The organism is Micromonospora sp. NBC_01655, assembly GCF_026339755.1.
Taxonomy (GTDB): Bacteria; Actinomycetota; Actinomycetes; order Mycobacteriales; family Micromonosporaceae; genus Micromonospora.
Genome location: NZ_JAPEQF010000001.1, coordinates 2,408,290 through 2,424,820, shown reverse-complemented (window position 1 = coordinate 2,424,820; position 16,531 = coordinate 2,408,290). Strand labels below are relative to the sequence as shown.

At 73.4% G+C, this 16,531-nt stretch carries 16 protein-coding genes; 9 read left to right on the top strand and 7 right to left on the bottom strand.

Annotated elements, in window-relative coordinates; translation table 11 throughout:
- Window positions 1-64: 64 nt before the first annotated feature.
- Both OOK41_RS11540 and OOK41_RS11535 read right to left on the bottom strand, forming a co-directional pair.
- The gene (locus tag OOK41_RS11540) at window positions 65-280 is read right to left on the bottom strand and encodes a hypothetical protein (protein ID WP_266264506.1); all 216 of its coding nucleotides are present in this window, start codon (window positions 278-280) and stop codon (window positions 65-67) included.
- Window positions 281-458: 178 nt separating this feature from the next.
- Window positions 459-1,883: an NYN domain-containing protein gene (locus OOK41_RS11535; RefSeq protein ID WP_266264503.1), complete on the bottom strand. Its 1,425-nt coding sequence runs from the start codon at window positions 1,881-1,883 to the stop codon at window positions 459-461.
- A gap of 127 nt (window positions 1,884-2,010) precedes the next feature.
- On the opposite strand from OOK41_RS11535, the gene OOK41_RS11530 reads away from it, so the two are divergent.
- The 5 genes from OOK41_RS11530 to OOK41_RS11510 all read left to right on the top strand — a co-directional run bounded on the left by OOK41_RS11530 (window position 2,011) and on the right by OOK41_RS11510 (window position 7,646).
- Window positions 2,011-3,768 (top strand): DEDD exonuclease domain-containing protein, encoded by a 1,758-nt coding sequence (locus OOK41_RS11530; RefSeq protein WP_266264500.1) that lies wholly within the window; start codon window positions 2,011-2,013, stop codon window positions 3,766-3,768.
- Between the two features lie 129 nt (window positions 3,769-3,897).
- On the top strand, window positions 3,898-5,688 hold the full coding sequence (locus OOK41_RS11525; RefSeq protein ID WP_266267784.1) for a bifunctional (p)ppGpp synthetase/guanosine-3',5'-bis(diphosphate) 3'-pyrophosphohydrolase: 1,791 nt from the start codon (window positions 3,898-3,900) through the stop codon (window positions 5,686-5,688).
- Between the two features lie 53 nt (window positions 5,689-5,741).
- Entirely contained in the window at window positions 5,742-6,278 is a 537-nt protein-coding gene (locus tag OOK41_RS11520) for an NUDIX hydrolase (protein WP_117668945.1), read from the top strand.
- Between the two features lie 131 nt (window positions 6,279-6,409).
- Entirely contained in the window at window positions 6,410-7,237 is an 828-nt protein-coding gene (locus OOK41_RS11515) for a sugar phosphate nucleotidyltransferase (protein ID WP_266267783.1), read from the top strand.
- A 121-nt stretch (window positions 7,238-7,358) separates the two neighbouring features.
- Window positions 7,359-7,646: an Lrp/AsnC family transcriptional regulator gene (locus OOK41_RS11510; RefSeq protein WP_117668946.1), complete on the top strand. Its 288-nt coding sequence runs from the start codon at window positions 7,359-7,361 to the stop codon at window positions 7,644-7,646.
- Between the two features lie 66 nt (window positions 7,647-7,712).
- On the opposite strand, the gene OOK41_RS11505 is transcribed toward OOK41_RS11510, so the two are convergent.
- The 5 genes from OOK41_RS11505 to OOK41_RS11485 form a co-directional block, all read right to left on the bottom strand.
- Window positions 7,713-8,408, bottom strand: a complete 696-nt coding sequence (locus OOK41_RS11505) for a DUF4142 domain-containing protein (protein WP_266264494.1) — start codon at window positions 8,406-8,408, stop codon at window positions 7,713-7,715.
- Between the two features lie 190 nt (window positions 8,409-8,598).
- A complete protein-coding gene (locus OOK41_RS11500) occupies window positions 8,599-10,224 on the bottom strand; it encodes a ubiquinol-cytochrome c reductase cytochrome b subunit (RefSeq protein ID WP_266264492.1) in 1,626 nt (541 codons plus the stop codon).
- On the bottom strand, window positions 10,221-11,309 hold the full coding sequence (locus OOK41_RS11495; RefSeq protein ID WP_266264489.1) for a ubiquinol-cytochrome c reductase iron-sulfur subunit: 1,089 nt from the start codon (window positions 11,307-11,309) through the stop codon (window positions 10,221-10,223). The genes OOK41_RS11500 and OOK41_RS11495 overlap by 4 nt, the downstream gene beginning before the upstream one ends.
- A 67-nt stretch (window positions 11,310-11,376) precedes the next feature.
- Window positions 11,377-12,213, bottom strand: a complete 837-nt coding sequence (locus OOK41_RS11490) for a cytochrome c (protein ID WP_266264486.1) — start codon at window positions 12,211-12,213, stop codon at window positions 11,377-11,379.
- Between the two features lie 72 nt (window positions 12,214-12,285).
- Window positions 12,286-12,885, bottom strand: a complete 600-nt coding sequence (locus tag OOK41_RS11485) for a heme-copper oxidase subunit III (RefSeq protein ID WP_117668951.1) — start codon at window positions 12,883-12,885, stop codon at window positions 12,286-12,288.
- A 108-nt stretch (window positions 12,886-12,993) separates the two neighbouring features.
- Between OOK41_RS11485 and OOK41_RS11480 the strand changes: the two genes are divergently transcribed.
- The 4 genes from OOK41_RS11480 (at window position 12,994) to OOK41_RS11465 (ending at window position 16,342) form a co-directional block, all read left to right on the top strand.
- Window positions 12,994-13,962 (top strand): cytochrome c oxidase assembly protein, encoded by a 969-nt coding sequence (locus OOK41_RS11480; RefSeq protein ID WP_266264483.1) that lies wholly within the window; start codon window positions 12,994-12,996, stop codon window positions 13,960-13,962.
- A 105-nt stretch (window positions 13,963-14,067) separates the two neighbouring features.
- The gene (locus tag OOK41_RS11475; protein ID WP_266264482.1) at window positions 14,068-14,463 is read left to right on the top strand and encodes a hypothetical protein; all 396 of its coding nucleotides are present in this window, start codon (window positions 14,068-14,070) and stop codon (window positions 14,461-14,463) included.
- 135 nt (window positions 14,464-14,598) lie between these two features.
- A complete protein-coding gene (gene trpD / locus OOK41_RS11470; RefSeq protein ID WP_117668954.1) occupies window positions 14,599-15,645 on the top strand; it encodes an anthranilate phosphoribosyltransferase in 1,047 nt (348 codons plus the stop codon).
- Between the two features lie 493 nt (window positions 15,646-16,138).
- On the top strand, window positions 16,139-16,342 hold the full coding sequence (locus OOK41_RS11465) for a hypothetical protein (protein ID WP_117668955.1): 204 nt from the start codon (window positions 16,139-16,141) through the stop codon (window positions 16,340-16,342).
- Window positions 16,343-16,531: the final 189 nt, after the last annotated feature.

Below are 16,531 nucleotides of genomic sequence, written 5' to 3'. Positions count from 1 at the left end.
GGCCGCCGGGGCGGGCGACCGCGCCCACGGCCGGCGGTCGCGCCACCCGAGTCGCGGTCGGCGGTTACGCCACCCTGCGGCGGGCCGGGCGGGCCGGGTGGCGGGGCGCGGCGGGCGGGAGCACCTCGACGTCGAAGCCGGCCCGGGCGAACACCTCGATCGCCCGCTGCTCGGCGGCGCCCAGCTCGCCGGCGGGGGCGTCGGCGTCGAGCAACGCGGTCACCAGGCAGCCGGCGCAGCCCGCGCCCCGGATCGCGCACCTGTCGCAGTCGATCAGCATCGTTCCTCCTGAAGCGATGCGTCGGCGGCGGGCGGGACCCGACCTGGTCGACCACGTCGTCGCCAGCTCGCCCGTCGTCGCCGCCCGGCCACCGTCGGTCATCCCGACGCTACGGCAGGGGTACGACAGAATCGGACAACCGGCTCGCTACGGCCCAGATGCGTTCAAGCGCCCCGGATCAGGAACGGGCCAGCCGGCGCAGCAGCGAGTCGGCGCCCAGCGGGTACGCGCCGTGCCGGCGCACCCCGTCGGCGACCTCCCGGTCGGAGGAGACCACCACCACCGGCCGGCCGGCCGGCTCGGCCCGGACCAGCCGCCGGATCAGCTCGTCGGCGGTCTCGCCCTTGCGGGAGAAGAGCACCCGCACGCCGCGCGGGGTGGGCGGCAGGCCGTGCATCCGCTCCGCGCCGTCGAAGACGACGGTGACCTCGTCCCCGGTCTGGGCCGCGATCCCGCCCAGCCCGGTGATCAGCCGCTTGCGCTGCTGCTCCAGCGACATCTCGCCGAAGCCGCGTTTGGTCACGTTGTAGCCGTCGACCACCAGGTGCGCCCTGGGCAGCGCGAGGAGCTGGTCGAGGCGGGCCGGGTCGTCGGTGTCGCGGGCCCGGGTGGCGGCACCGGCCGGGGTGGCCGCCGACTGGTCGGCGAAGGCGTCGGCGACGAAGTCGGCGGGGAGCCGGTCGACCGGGTCCAGCGCCAGCTCGCGGCGCAGCCCGACGGCGGCCTGCCCGATGGTCTCCAGCAGCAGCCACAGCCTCGCGTCGTCGACCGAGCGGGCCTCCTTGGCGCTGGCCCGGGCCACGCCGGCCGCCGCCTCGGCCTCGGCCAGCCGGGCCCGGGCACGGCGCAGTTCGGCGTCCGCGTCGGCCCCCGCCCGGGCGGCCCGGCCCCGCTCGGTGGCCAGCAGCTCGCCGGCCCTGCGCTCCCGGGCCTGGGTCTCCCGCAGCGTACGGGCGAGCTGGCGGCTCTCCTCGCGAAGCTGGCCGAGTTCCTCGCGGACCCGGGCCAGCTCGTCGCGGAGCTTGTCGGCCTCCACCCGGGCCACCGCCCGGTCGTGCTCGGCCCGGGTGGCCCGCTGCTCGGCCTCGCGGACCAGCTCGTCGACGACGGCCCGGTCCGCCTCGGCCCGCACCGCCGCGCCGCTGGCCTCGATCAGCTCGCGCCAGCCCCGGGGCCGGGCCAGGTACGCCAGGGCGGCCACCTCGACCGGGTCGGCGGCGGCCGGGGCGGTGCCCTCGACCACGGCGGCGCCGAGGTCGCCGGCGTCGGCGAGCACCCGGGCGGTGATCCGCTGCCGGAACAGCGGGTCGGCGGTGAGCTGGGCGGCGATCACCGGCGCACCGAGCCGGGCCCGGCGGTTGGGGGCGAACTTGGCCACCCGGCGCAGTGGCACCGGCACCTCGTCGCCGGGCAGGACCGGCAGCACGGCGGCGGTGAGCGCGACGATCCGCTGGCGTACCGACTCCGGCAGCGTCGGCTCCGGCTCGGCCGCCACCACCTCGGACGTGCGGTCGATGTCCGGGGAGTCCTCACCGGTGTGACCCACGGCGCCGGCCGACACCTCCCCCGGGAGGTTGTCGTCGTACGGCTCGGTGAGGGGCATGTGGCAAGTCTCCCACCGCGACCGGGCCCACCGCCCGGTGAGTGAGCCGATCTCTCATCCTAGACCAGTGGTGACGTTTGGGGCCGCTGATGCGTAAGTGTCGCACCGGCGGACTAGCGTGCCGCAGGTGGTACGACAGGAGTACGTCCAGCAGGCGCTGGCCGGGCTGGACCGGGCCGCCGGCGACGGGGTGGACCCCGCCCTGCCGCTGTACGCGACGACCTTCGTGGTGGTCGACCTGGAGACCACCGGCGGCGCGCCGGACGGCGGCGGGATCACCGAGATCGGTGCGGTCAAGGTACGCGGCGGCGAGGAGCTGGGGGTGCTGGCCACCCTGGTCAACCCGGGGGTGCCGATCCCGCCGTTCATCACCGTGCTGACGGGGATCACCCAGGCCATGCTGATCCCCGCCCCGCCGATCGAGCAGGTGCTGCCGAGCTTCCTGGAGTTCGTCACCGACGCGGTGCTGGTCGCCCACAACGCGCCGTACGACGTCGGCTTCCTCAAGGCGGCCTGCGCGCGGCACGGCTACCGCTGGCCGAACCCCCGGGTGCTGGACACCGCGGCGCTGGCCCGCCGGGTGCTCACCCGCGACGAGGTGCCCAACCGCAAGCTGGGCACCCTGGCGGGGTACTTCCGCACCGCCACCCAGCCCACCCACCGGGCCCTCGACGACGCCAAGGCCACGGTCGACGTGCTGCACGGGCTGATCGCCCGGCTGGGCGGGCACCGGGTCGACACGGTCGGCGAGGCGATCGAGTTCGCCCGGGCGGTCACCCCCACCCAGCGGCGCAAGCGGCACCTCGCCGACGGGTTGCCGAAGGTCCCCGGGGTCTACATCTTCCGGGCCGCCGACGACCGGCCGCTCTACGTCGGCACCTCCGGCGACATCGGCACCCGGGTCCGCAGCTACTTCACCGCCGCCGAGAAGCGGGCCCGGATCTCCGAGATGCTCGCCGCCGCCGAGCGGGTGGAGGCCGTCGAGTGCGCCCACTCGCTGGAGGCGGAGGTGCGCGAGCTGCGGCTGATCGCCGCGCACGCGCCGCCGTACAACCGGCGGTCGAAGTACCCCGAGCGGATGGTCTGGCTCAAGCTCACCGACGGGCCGTACCCCCGGTTGTCGGTGGTCCGGTCGCTGGCTCCCGACGACGAGGCGTACCTGGGTCCGTTCAGCTCCCGACGGGCGGCCGAGCTGGCCGCCGCCGGCTTCCACGACGCCGTGCCGCTGCGCCAGTGCACGCACCGGCTGTCGCTGCGCACGGTCACCCCGGCCTGCGCGCTGGCCGAGCTGGGTCGCTGCCCGGCGCCCTGCGAGCACCGGATCACCCCGCAGGAGTACGACGACCGCGCGGTGGCGCCGTTCCGCACCGCCACGGCCAGCGACCCCGGGTCCGTGGTCGAGGCCCTGCTGGCCCGGATCGAGGCGCTGGCGGCCGACCAGCGCTACGAGGAGGCGGCCGTGGTGCGCTCGCGGCTCGCCGCGGTGCTGCGCGCGACGGTACGGATGCAGCGGCTGGCCGCGCTGGCCGGCATCGCCGAGCTGGCCGCCGCCCGCCCGGCCGCCCGGGGCGGCTGGGAGCTGGCCCTGGTCCGGCACGGCCGGCTCGCCGGCGCCGGGGTCTCGCCGCCCGGCGTCCACCCGCGACCGACGCTGCACGCGATCCGGGCGACGGCCGAGACGGTCCCGCCCGGGCACGGCCCGGTGCCTCGGGCCTCCGCCGAGGAGTCGGAGCGGATCCTGTCCTGGTTGGAGCGACCCGAGACCCGGTTGGTGGAGATGTCGTCCGGCTGGTCGTCCCCGGTGGCCGGTGCGGGCCGATTCCGTGACCTGCTCAGCAAGGCCGAGGGCGCCTCGTCCCACCAACTCTCGACCGAACGCTCATGACCAAGTGACCGATCGGACGACCCGGACTCGCTTAGGCTGTTAAGGAAGTGCAGTAGTGCCCGTTTCGTGGGCCTGCTCCCGGTTGCCGGTGCCCGGCGGCCGTGGAGCCGGGGTGAGGAGGTGTCCCTCGTGGACGTCGACGCCGGACACGGCGCCGCCCTGGGGGGCGCGCTCCCGACCCAGCCGGGTGAACTACCCCTGGCCCGTCGGCTGCGGTCCTTACTGAGCTGGCCGAGCGCCGAGACGGACCCGGTCACCCAGCTCGTCCGCACCCACCGGGCGATCCACACCGGCACCGACCCGTCGGTGCTGCGCCGGGCGTACACGATCGCGGAGAACATGCACCGCGGCCAGTTCCGCAAGAGCGGCGAGCCGTACATCACCCATCCGCTGGCGGTCGCCCAGATCTGCGCGGAGCTGGGCATGGACGCCATCACCCTGGTCGCCGCGCTGCTGCACGACACGGTGGAGGACACCCGCTACACCCTCCAGGCCCTCGCGGAGGACTTCGGCGGCGAGGTGGCCCACCTGGTCGACGGGGTGACCAAGTTCGACAAGGCGTTCTACGGCAAGGCCGCCGAGGCGGAGACCACCCGCAAGATGATCATCGCGGCCGGCAAGGACGTCCGGGTGCTGATCATCAAGCTGGCCGACCGGCTGCACAACATGCGCACCCTCGGGGTCCGCTCGGCCGCGTCGCGGGAGCGCATCGCCCGCAAGACCCTGGAGGTGCTGGTCCCGCTCTGCGACCGGCTCGGCATCCAGACCCTCAAACGCGAGCTGGACGACGTGGTGCTGCTGCACCTGGAGCCCGACGAGCACGCCCGGATCGCCCGGTTCGTGCACGACCGGCCCGGCTGGGACGCGTACCTCGGCGACGTGGTCGCCAAGGCGAAGGTGGCGCTGCGCCGAAGCCGGGTCGACGCCATGGTGGCCCCCCGCCCCCGGCACCTCTACTCGATCTGGAAGGACACCGTCGGCGGCGGCCACGGCACCCCGTACGACCTGCCCCGGATCGTGATCGTGGTGGACGGTCCGGCGACCGACTGCTACGCGGCCCTCGGCGCGGTGCACGGCCTCTGGCGGCCCGTCCCCGGCCGGTTCAAGGACTTCATCGCCTCCCCCAAGAACAACCTCTACCGCTCGCTGCACACCACCGTGTGCGGCCCGAAGAACCGCACGGTCGAGGTGTTGATCCGCACCGAGGAGATGCACCGCTCCGCCGAGTACGGCATCGCCGCCGACTTCCGGTTCCCCCGCACCGCCGGGGCCGCCGCCACCCGCGCCCAGCAGCTCGACTGGCTGCGCCGGGTGCTCGACTGGGAGCAGGAGGCCGCGGACCCGGCGCAGTTCCTCCAGTCGCTGCGCTGCGACCTCGCCGAGGCGCAGGTCCAGGTGGTCGCCGAGGGCCGGCAGGTGGTCCTCCCCGCCGGGGCGACCCCGGTGGACGTGGCGTACGAGCTGGGCCCCGACCGGGGCGACCGCTGCCTGGCGGCCCGGATCAACGGCCGGCTGGCCCCACTCTCCTCCGAGCTGGACGAGGGCGACGTGGTGGAGATCTTCACCGAGTCCGACGCCGAGACCGGCTTCGAGGCGGACGTCGCCCCTCGCGGCCCCCGCAAGGAGTGGCTCGGCTTCGTCAAGTCCCCGCACGCCCAGATGCAGATCAACCGCTGGTTCGCCGAGCACACCGAGCCGGGCATCTCGATCGCGGACAAGGTCCGCCTCGGCCGGGCCACCATCGGGCTGGCGCTGCGCAAGCACGACCGGGGGCTGGCCAACGACCTGCCGCTGCTGCGGCTGTCGGAGGAACTGGGCTATCCCGACCTGGAGACCCTGCTGGTGGCGGTCTTCGACCGGGCCATCGAGCCCGACGCGGTGGTACGCCAGCTCATCGACCTGGTGGACCACCGACAGTGACCGATCTCCCCCCGGTGGCCGGCGCGGCCCACGCCGGCCACTAGCCTGGACCCATGATCCCCCGCTCCCGCGCCACCGGACGGGCCTTCGCCTACCAGCTCTTCTACCGGCTGCCCGTGTCGGTGCGGCGCCGGCTGGTCCGGCTCGCCACACCGAAGTACATCGTCGGGGCGGTCACCCTGGTCCGCGACACCGAGGCCGACGGCCCCGGCCGCCTGCTGCTGCTGCGCCAGCCGCCGGGACACAGTTGGACGCTCCCGGCCGGGCTGCTGCAACGCGGCGAGGACCCGATCGTCGGCGCGGCACGCGAGCTGTTCGAGGAGTCCGGGGTCCGGCTCGCCCCGGACCGGCTCCGACCGGCGGTGCCGAACGCGCTGGTGCACGCCAAGGGCTGGGTGGACGTGGTCTTCGAGACGGAGGTTCCGGCGTCGACCACGGAGCTGAAGGTCGACGGCGCGGAGGTCTTCGAGGCGGCCTGGCACCCGCTGGACGACCTGCCCCGGCTGAGCCGGGCGACGGCGAACCTGCTCGGCCACTACGGCATCGGGCCACGGGCCGGCGAGGTGTCGCCGCCCCGCCCGACGGCGTGACCGTCCCGGCGTCCGGTGCCGCCCGCCCGGCGGACGGCGCCGGCCCCGTCGGAGCCCCGACCGGCCGGTCCGGCGACCCCACCGCCGCGACCACGCCGGGCCCCGCCGGAGGCGGGCCGGAGGTCTGCGCGGTGGTGCTCGCCGCAGGCGAGGGGACCCGGCTGCGCCCGCTGACCGAGCGGCTGCCCAAGGCGCTCTGCCCGGTCGGCAACACCCCGCTGCTGGACCGGGCGCTGGCCCGGCTGGCCGGGCTCGGCCTCACCGGTCCGGCCCGGGTCGCGGTGAACGCCTGCTACCTCGGCGACCAGGTCGTCGCGCACGTCGCCGGCCGGGCCCACCTGTCGGTCGAGCCCGGCGACCCGCTCGGCACGGCCGGCGGCGTGGCGAACCTGCGGAACTGGATCGCCGGCCGGGGCGTGCTGGTCGGCAACGCCGACGCGTACCTGGCGGATCCCGCCGCCGCGCCGGGCCCGGACGTCGCCGCCCTGCTGGCCGGCTGGGACGGCGAGACCGTGCGCCTGCTCGGCCAGCCCGCCGACGACCCGGCCGCCCCCGGCACCTTCGACGGCCACCGGTTCGTCGGCTTCTCGCTGCTGCCCTGGCGGCTGGTGCGGGGCCTGCCCGTCGCGCCGGGCGACCTGGTCCGGGCGGTGTGGCGGCCGGCCGAGGCGGCCGGGGCGCTGACCGTGGTGCCGTACCGGGGCACCTTCTACGACACCGGCACCCCGGCGGACTACCTGGCGGCGAACCTGCACGCCGCGGGCGGCGGCAACCTGGTCGACCCGAGCGCCACGGTGACCGGGCGATGCCGGGAGGCGGTGGTGGGCGCGGGGGCGACGGTGCGGGGCGAGGTGACCCGCTCGGTGATCTGGCCGGGCGCCGAGGTGGCCGCCGGGGAGCGCCTGACCGGGGTGGTCCGCGCGGCGGGGGGCCTGACCGTACCGGCCGCGCCCCGCTGAGCACGGCCCGGCGGCTCACCCCGTGACGACCCGCCGTCCCCGGTCCGGGCGGATCGGGTGGCCTCTAGCATGGTGATCGACGCCGACCGGCGGGAGTGGACGCACGACGAAGGGCGGACCCGTGATCACCGCGATCGTACTGATCGACTGCGCCACCGACTCGATCCCCGAGGTGGCCGAGAACCTGGCCAACCTGCCCGGGGTCAGCGAGGTCTACTCCGTGGCCGGGCATCGCGACCTGATCGCCATCGTGCGGGTCCGGGAGTTCGACGAGATCGCCCAGGTGATCGCCGGCAGCATCTCCAAGGTGCCGGGCGTGCTGGACACGGAGTCGCACATCGCCTTCCGGGCGTACTCCCGGCACGACCTGGAGGAGGCGTTCGCGATCGGCCTGGCCAGCGCGGACTGATCCGCCCCACGCACGGCGGTAGCCAGCCCATCTGTCGGTGGGCTGGCTACCGGCGGTGCTACGACGTCAGCTCGCGCTCGGAGCCGGCGACTCGGTGCCGCCCGGGGCCGGGGACTCGGTGCCGCCCGGAGTCGGGGACTCGGTGCCGCCCGGAGTCGGCGACTCGGTGCCGCCCGGAGTCGGCGTCGTGGCGCTGCCACCCGGGCTGGGCGTGCCGCTGGCGCTGGTCTGCGGGACCGGGACGCCCAGGGTCTGGGCCAGGGCCACCAGCGCGTCGTAGTGCGCCTGGAGCACCGGCAGGGCGTTCTGGGCCAGCTGGACCACCGACTGCTCGGAGCCCTGCGAGATCTCGGTCTGGGTGGCCTGGATGGCCTGGACGTGGCCAGCCAGCTCGGCGGTCACCCACGCCTTGTCGAACTCGGCGCCGCTGAGGTTCTTCAGCCTGTCGACGACCTGCTGCTGGTCGGCGTTCGGCGCGTTCGGCAGCTGGACGTTGAGCTGCTGCGCGGTGCTCTGTACCGTCTGGTCCAGCTGGGTGTGGTCCGTGACGAACTGGGCACCCAGGTCCTTGACCTGCTGGTTCTGGCCCTTCTGCTGCGCCAGGTTCCCGGTTTCGATCTCCGTCAGGTTCACCTGGTGCAGCGCCTGCAGGTACTGGGTGTCCTGCGTCGACGGCTGCGCCGCGGCCTGCGCCGCCGTCGCGGGCGCCAGCCCGACCACCACCAGGGTGGCGAGCAGTCCGAGGCGTTTGAGACCCAACATGTTTCCCCCCCTTTTGTCGTTGGACCGCACGGATACCCGGCTGACCCGGATTAACCCTGCGGATCGGCGACCGGTCCGGCGTGGGGCCCGGGGCGGCGGACAGCGGGCGGCGGTCGCCCGGGGGCGGGAAACGGACGTGGCGCCCGCCGGAGGGATCCGACGGGCGCCACGCGCGGGTGTCTCGGGCGGGTCAGCGGCGGCTCTCGCCGCTGCCGATCTCCTCCCGCTCCGGCCGGGGCTCGACCGGCGGGTGCCCCGGCGAGACCGGCGCCTCGGCCGGCTTCTCGATCGGGTAGAAGAAGCCCCGGACGGCCGGGCCGAGGGCGCCGAGCCGGTTCATCTTCTTGGGCACCACCCAGCCGACGTAGTCCAGCTCGCCGTGGCCGTCGTGGCCCGCCGCGGTGAGCGGCTGGTGGACCTCCTCGAACCGGCCGTCCGGCAGCCGCCGGATGATGCCGGTCTCCACACCGTGGGCCAGCACCTCCCGGTCGTGCTGCTGGAGACCCAGGCAGATCCGGTACGTCACGTAGTACGCAAGCGGCGGGAGGACCAGCAGGCCGATCCGGCCCGCCCAGGTCATCGCGTTGAGGCTGATCTGGAACTTGTCCGCGATCACGTCGTTGCTGCCCGAGAGGGTGAGCACGACGTAGAACGACACCGCCATCGCGCCGATCGCGGTCCGCGCCGGGGCGTCCCGGGGGCGCTGGAGCAGGTTGTGGCTGCGGGTGTCCTTGAGCCGGCGGGCCTCCACGAACGGGTAGAGCGTGGAGAGGCCGACCAGGATGCCCGGCAGCACGACCGTGGGCCAGAACAGCGGCGGGATGACGTACCCGTCGCCGATCGGGATGTTGATCTCCCAGTACGGCATCAGACGGGTGGAACCGTCCAGGAACATGACGTACCAGTCAGGCTGGCTGGCGGCCGAGACCACCCACGCCTCGTACGGGCCGAAGTACCAGATCGGGTTGATCTGGAACAGACCACCCATCAGGGCGATCACGCCGAAGACGACCATGAAGAAGCCGCCCTGCTTCAGCGCGTACCGCGGGAACATCCGCTCGCCGACCACGTTGTCGTTGGTCCGGCCGGGGCCGGGCCACTGGGTGTGCTTCTGCTTGAAGACCAGGCCGAGGTGGGCGCTGATCAGCGCCACCAGCAGACCCGGGACGAGCAGGACGTGGGCGATGAAGAACCGGCTGATGATGATGTCGCCCGGGAACTCCCCGCCGAAGACCGACGAGGTGACCCAGGAGCCGATCACCGGGATCGACAGCATGATCGCGGAGGCGATCCGCAGGCCGGTGCCGGACAGGCCGTCGTCCGGCAGCGAGTAGCCGGTGAAGCCGGCCAGGAAGCCGACCCAGAACAGCAGCGAGCCGATGATCCAGTTGGTCTCCCGCGGCTTGCGGAACGCGCCGGTGAAGAAGACCCGCAGCATGTGCACGACGATCGCGGCCATGAACAGCAGCGCCGACCAGTGGTGCATCTGCCGCATGATCAGGCCACCGCGGACGTCGAACGAGATGTCCAGGCTGGAGGCGTACGCGGCGGACATCGGCGTGCCCCGCAGCGGGGCGTAGCTGCCGTTGTAGACGACCTCGGTCATCGCCGGCTCGTAGAAGAAGGTGAGGAAGACACCGGTCAGCAGCAGCACGACGAACGAGAACAGCGCGATCTCGCCGAGCAGGAACGACCAGTGGTCCGGGAAGACCTTGTTCAGCAGCTTGCGCAGCGGGGTGGAGACCTGGAACCGCTCGTCCACCCCCACCGCGGCCTTGCCCGGCACGGACGCCATGTCCAACTTACGACGCTTCACGGCCGCTCCCAGAAGTCAGGCCCGACGGTCTCGGTGTAGTCCGACCGCGCCACGAAGAAGCCCTCTTCGTCCACCTCGATCGGCAGCTGTGGCAGCCGCCGGCTGGCCGGGCCGAAGACCGGCCGCGCGTTGTCGGTGATCAGGAACTGGGACTGGTGGCACGGGCAGAGCAGGCGGTTGGTCTGCTGCTCGTACAGGCTCGCCGGGCAGCCCGCGTGCGTGCAGATCTTGGAGTACGCCGCGTAGTTGCCCCACATGAAGTTCGCGTGGCCGATCCGCTGGTTGGCCTCGCGGGACTTCTGGGCGTCCAACTCCCGCAGGTGGATCAGCAGCGTCGGGGAGTCGGCGTGCCGGTTGCTCACCCCGTGCTCGATGCCCGGGAAGACGGTGAGCTGGCCGCCGGCGCTGATGTCGGCCGGGCGGATCGGCCGGCCGTCCTCGCGGACCAGCCGGATCTTCTTGCCGGCGGCCGGGGCGAAGCCGGTGGTGAACATCTGGTTGTTCTTGTGCGGGTTGGAGATCAGGCCACCGACCAGCGGCGCCGCGGCGACCGCGCCGACCGGCACCAGGCCGGCCAGCAGCGACATGCCCAGCAGCGGACGGCGCTTCACGCCCAGTTCGTCGGCGAGGTAGAGCATCGTCTCGCCGGTGATCTTGCGGCTCTCCGGCGCGTCGGGGTCTTCCACGTGCCGGTCCTGGATCGACACCTCCTTGGGCAGCAACTTCTTGCCCCAGGTCAGGATGCCGAAGCCGACGCCCAGCAGCGCCAGGCCGAGGGTGAGGCCGAGCAGCGGGGTGTAGTACTTGTCCCCGCCCGAGCCCGGCGCGTACTCCCAGGGCCACCAGATGTAGACGGCCAGGAAGGCGGTCGCGGCCAGGCCGGTCAGCAGGAAGAACGAGGCGACCGTGCGGGTCAGCCGCCGCTCGGCCCGGCTACCGGGGACGACCTGCTCCTCGTAGTGGACGATCTCGATGTCGTCCCGACGCGCGCCCTCCCGGACGATGTCGAACCGGCTCAGCCGCGGGTCGTGAACGTCGAGCGGCTCCGGGCCCTGCGGGGCCTGGTGCTCGGTCTGGGTGCTCATGCCGTCACCTCGCTACGGGCGGTGCCGGGCTGCGGCACCACAGCGCTGAATCGAATGATCCGCTCGGTCACGACTTGCCCGCAATCCACAGGCTGGCGAAGACGAGCGCGACGATGCCGACCAGGAAGATCGCCAGGCCCTCGGTGGACGGCCCGTACCGACCGAGGTTGAAGCCACCCTGGTCCTGGTCGGCCTTCAGGGTGCCCTGGATGTAGGCGATGATGTCCGCCTTCTGCTCCGGGGTGATCTGGTTGTCCCCGAAGACCGGCATGTTCTGCGGGCCACTCAGCATCGCGGCGTAGATCTGCCGGTCGCTGGCGGGGCGCAGGCTCGGCGCGAACTTGCCGGAGGACAGCGCGCCGCCGCCACCGCCGAAGGCGTGGCACTGCGAGCAGTTGATCCGGAACAGCTCACCGCCGGTCGCCAGGTTGGCGCCCTCGCGCAGGTCGCCCTCGGGGATCTGCGGGCCACCACCGAGCTCCTGGACGAACTGGCCGAGCTGGCGGGCCTCCTCGTCGGTGAACGCCGGCGGCTTGCGCATGGCCTGCGCCTCCTGGCGGGCCATCGGCATGCGGCCGGAGCTGACCTGGAACTCGACCGAGGCCGCGCCGACGCCGATCAGGCTCGGGCCACGACCCTCGACGCCCTGCGCGTTGCGACCGTGGCAGGACACGCAGCTCACGTCGAACAGCGCCTTGCCCTCGGCGGCGGCGCCGGTGAGCGGCGGGTTTTCCTGCGCCTGCACGCCGGGGGCGAAGACGGTGTAGGCGCCGCCGGCCAGCGTCAGCGCGGCGATCAGCCGGACCGCGGCGCCCAGCCGGCGGCGGCCCCTGCTGCGCGCTGCGGACCGCTCGCCGCGCAGCCGCGCGAGCAGACCGCGTCGGCGGTCGTTGTCAGAAGTCATGACCTGTGTCCTTAACCGGTGGGACCTTGTCTCAGGGGACGGGGCAGCGGCGCGGTTCGTGACGCGCCAAGATCACTGAAGCCAGTAGATCATGGCGTAGAGGCCGATCCACACGACGTCGACGAAGTGCCAGTAGTACGACACGACGATCGCGGACGTGGCCTGGGCCGGGGTGAACCGGCCCATGGTCGTGCGGACCATGAAGATGATGAAGGCGACCAGACCGCCGGTCACGTGCAGGCCGTGGAAACCGGTGGTCAGGTAGAACATCGACCCGTACCCGTCCGCGTTGATCTTCACGCCCTCGTGGACCAGGGTCCGGTACTCGTTCACCTGACCGAGCACGAAGATCAGACCCATCACGAAGGTGATCGTGAACCAACGCCGTAGGGCGTGGACGTCACCCTTCTCCGCGGCGAACACACCGAGCTGGCAGGTCACCGAGGACAACACCAGGATCACCGTGAAGGTGGTCGCGTACGGGATGTTGAGAAGCTCGGTGTGCTTCGCCCACTGCTCCGGCGCCGCCGCGCGGATGGAGAAGTACATCGCGAACAACGCCGCGAAGAACATGAGTTCGCTGGAGAGCCACACGATCGTCCCGACGCTGACCATGTTGGGCCGCGTCAGAGAGTGGATCCGGCTCTTGTCAATGGCTGGGGCCGCAGTCACGCGGTCATTATTGCCCCTGACCACGGCCGGCGATCAGCGGGGGGCCAAACCGGTGGCACGGGTGGCCCGATCGTGACGGTCCGGTTCGCCTGGCCTAGCCTGAAAAGCGTGCTGCACGTCGATTCGATCTTCGCCGCCACCTCAGCGGTCGCCGCACCGCCGGCCATGGCCGCCGGCGGCGACCCGCTGCCGCCGCCGTTCACCGTGGCCCGGGTGTTCACCGAGACCCGGCTGGACAGCTGGCTGGCCCTCGGGCTGGTGCTCGCCGCCGGGCTCTACCTCTACGCTGTGCACCGGCTCCGGCTACGCGGGGACCGCTGGCCGGTCGCCCGCACGGTGTTCTTCCTCGGCCCGGGCCTCGGCGGGATCGCCGTGGTCACGGTCAGCGGCCTGCACGCGTACGACACCGCGCTGCTGTCGGTGCACATGGTGCAGCACATGGTGCTGTCGATGGTCTCGCCGATCTTCCTGGCCCTCGGCGCGCCGATCACCCTGGCCCTGCGCACCCTGCCGGTCCGCCCGCGCAAGCGGCTGCTGGCGATCGTGCACAGCCGGATCGCCCGGGTCTACAGCTTCCCCCTGGTGGCGTTCGCCATCTTCGTGGTGAACCCGTTCGCGCTCTACTTCTCCGACCTGTACCGCTACACCCTCGAACACGCCTGGGCGCACGAGGTGGTGCACGCGCACTTCATCATGACCGGCTGCGTGTTCTTCTGGCCGCTGCTCGGGCTGGACCCGCTGCCCGGCCGGTGGCCGTACCCGGCCCGGGCGCTGCTCATGGTGCTGTCGGTGCCGTTCCACACCGTGCTCGGGCTCACCATCATGCAGAGCACCACGCTCTTCGGCGGCGACTGGTACCCGTCGCTCAACCTGACCTGGTCCAACCCCTGGGACGACCAGGTGGTCGCCGGCGGGATCCTGTGGGCCGGCGGCGAGTTCGTCAGTGTGACGATGCTCGCGGTCCTGGTGGTGCAGTGGGTGCGCCAGTCCGAGCGGGAGGCCCGCCGGCTCGACCGCGAGCTGGACCGCCAGGAGGCCCGCCAGCGCGCCGCGGAGGCGGCGGAAACAGCAGCCTGACCAGCCCTTTCCGGTACGCCGGCCGCGCCGCGTGGGCGCGGGGTCGACCGGCCTGCGGCGGCGGGTACGATCAGCGGGCAGCTACGAGGTGGGAGTCAGCCAGCGATGAGCGATCGTCTTTGCACCGTCCTGCTCTACAGCGACGACCCGCAGGTCCGCGACCGGATGCGGCTGGCCGTCGGCACCCGGCCCGCCCCCGGGCTGCAGATCGAGTTCGTCGACGCGTCCGACTATGCCGGGTGCATCCGGCTGGTCGACGAGTACGAGATCGACCTGATGCTGCTCGACGGCGAGGCGAGCCCCGGCGGCGGCCTCGGCATCGCCCGGCAGGTCAAGGACGACCGGAACGACGCCCCCCCGACCTGCCTGGTGATCGCCCGCGCCGCCGACCGCTGGCTGGCCGCGTACGCCGAGGTCGACGCCACCCTGGTGCACCCGCTCGACCCGGTGACCACCGGCGCCACCGTGGCCGACCTGCTGCGCAGCCACACTCCGGCCTGAGCCACTCCGGCCCGAGCCACGCCGGCCCGAGCCACGCCCCGGCGGGGCGCCACCGGCGGTGCCCGGCCCGACGTGCCGGCCCGCGCCGGTCGCACCCCGTCCCCCGCATCCCCACGCCCGCTCGGGAGGCCCGCCATGGGCGAACGGACCTGGCCGCACCTGATCTCCGCGCTGCTGCGCGGTGAGGAACTCGCCACCGCTGACACCGCCTGGGCGATGGGCGAGATCATGGCCGGCTCGGCGGCTCCGGCGCAGATCGCCGGTTTCGCCGTCGCGCTGCGGGCCAAGGGCGAGACCCCGGCCGAGCTGGCCGGGCTGGTCGAGACGATGCTCGGCGAGGCGCTGCCGGTGGAACTGCCGGAGGAACTACGGGCGTCCGCGCTCGACGTGGTCGGCACCGGTGGTGACCTCGCCCACACCGTCAACATCTCGACCATGGCCGCCCTCGTGGTGGCCGGTGCCGGGGTCCGGGTGGTCAAGCACGGCAACCGGGCCGCCTCGTCCCTGTGCGGTACGGCCGACCTGCTGGAGTACCTCGGCGTCCCGCTCGACCTGGCCCCGGAGGGGGTGGCCCGGTGCGTGACCGAGGCCGGCATCGGCTTCTGCTTCGCCGGCCGGTTCCACCCGGGCATGCGGCACACCGGCCCGACCCGGCGTGAGCTTGGTGTACCGACCTTCTTCAACTTCCTCGGCCCGCTGACCAACCCGGCCCGGCCCCGGGCCGGCGCGGTCGGCTGCTTCGACCTGCGGATGGCGCCGGTGATGGCGGCCGTCTTCGCCGCCCGGGGCGACTCGGTGCTGGTGCTGCGCGGCGAGGACGGCCTCGACGAGTTCACCACCGCCGCACCCACCCGGGTCTGGGTGGCGCAGGCAGGCACCGTCAGGGAGGCGCTGCTGGACGCGGTGGATCTCGGGGTTCCCCGGGCCACCCTGGCCGACCTGCGGGGCGGGGACGCGGCGTACAACGCCGACGTGGCCCGGCGGTTGCTGGCCGGTGAGACCGGCCCGGTGCGGGACGCGGTGCTCGTCAACGCCGCCGCCGCGCTGGCCACCCAGGGCCCGCTCGACGGCGACCTGGTCGAGGCGCTGCGCGCCGGGATGACCCGGGCCGCCGAGTCGATCGACTCCGGCGCCGCCGCCGCCACGCTGGACCGCTGGATCGAGGTCACCCGCTCCGCCTGACCGCCCGCCCGGCTGGTCGGCGCGCACCGACCAGCCCTCCCACACCCGACAACGGACCGCAGCCGTCGGTGTGGGATCGACCGGCGGACCGCGGCGGTAGCCGGGTCGGTGGTAGCCCCGGAGCGGCAGCCGGGTCGGCGCTAGGCCCGGAGCGGTGGTAGCCCCGGAGCAGCGGCCGGGGCAGCGGTAGGCCGGAGCGGCAGCCGGGCTGGCGGACCGGAGCGGTGGTAGGTCGGCGGACCGGACCGGCAGGTCGGCCGGTAGCCCTCGGTACGTAGGCGGCAGCCGTCGGTGCACCCACGGCCCTCGGCGAACGTGTCGCACCTCCGTGGGAAACTACATCCGAGTGATTTTCCGATGCCCGGTCCGGCCACCGCCCGCCGGACGGGCCACCGGCCACCACGCCGGCCGACGTCCCCGTGGGTCCCCGGTCCCGCCGCCCCGGCGGGCACCGCGCGACCACGACGGCGTCCAGCAACCAGAGGAGACGCCCGTGTCGGACCGCGAGCTCTACTGCGATACCTGCGGGGGCGTGCAGCCGTTCGAGGCGCCGCCCTGCGCCGACGGCCACGGCGCCGACTGCCCGGAGCTGGCCTGCACCGGCTGTGGCGCAGCCGTGCTGATCGCCACGTTCACCTTCCCGGCCACCCGGCTCACCGGCCGCCGCCACCGCGCGTCCCGACGCCACGCCGCCTGACCAGCACCTCACCCCGGCCAGCAGACGCCTGACCGACCCGCGCCCCGCCCGCGACCTGCCCTGACCAGCCCTAACCAGCCCGGCGGGGTTCCGGCGAAGATCCACTCCAGTTGCCGCACAACGCTCCTTGCTGCGTCTACGAAGGCGCGACATGCCGCACACCGAGTCGATCAACACGACGGGACCGAC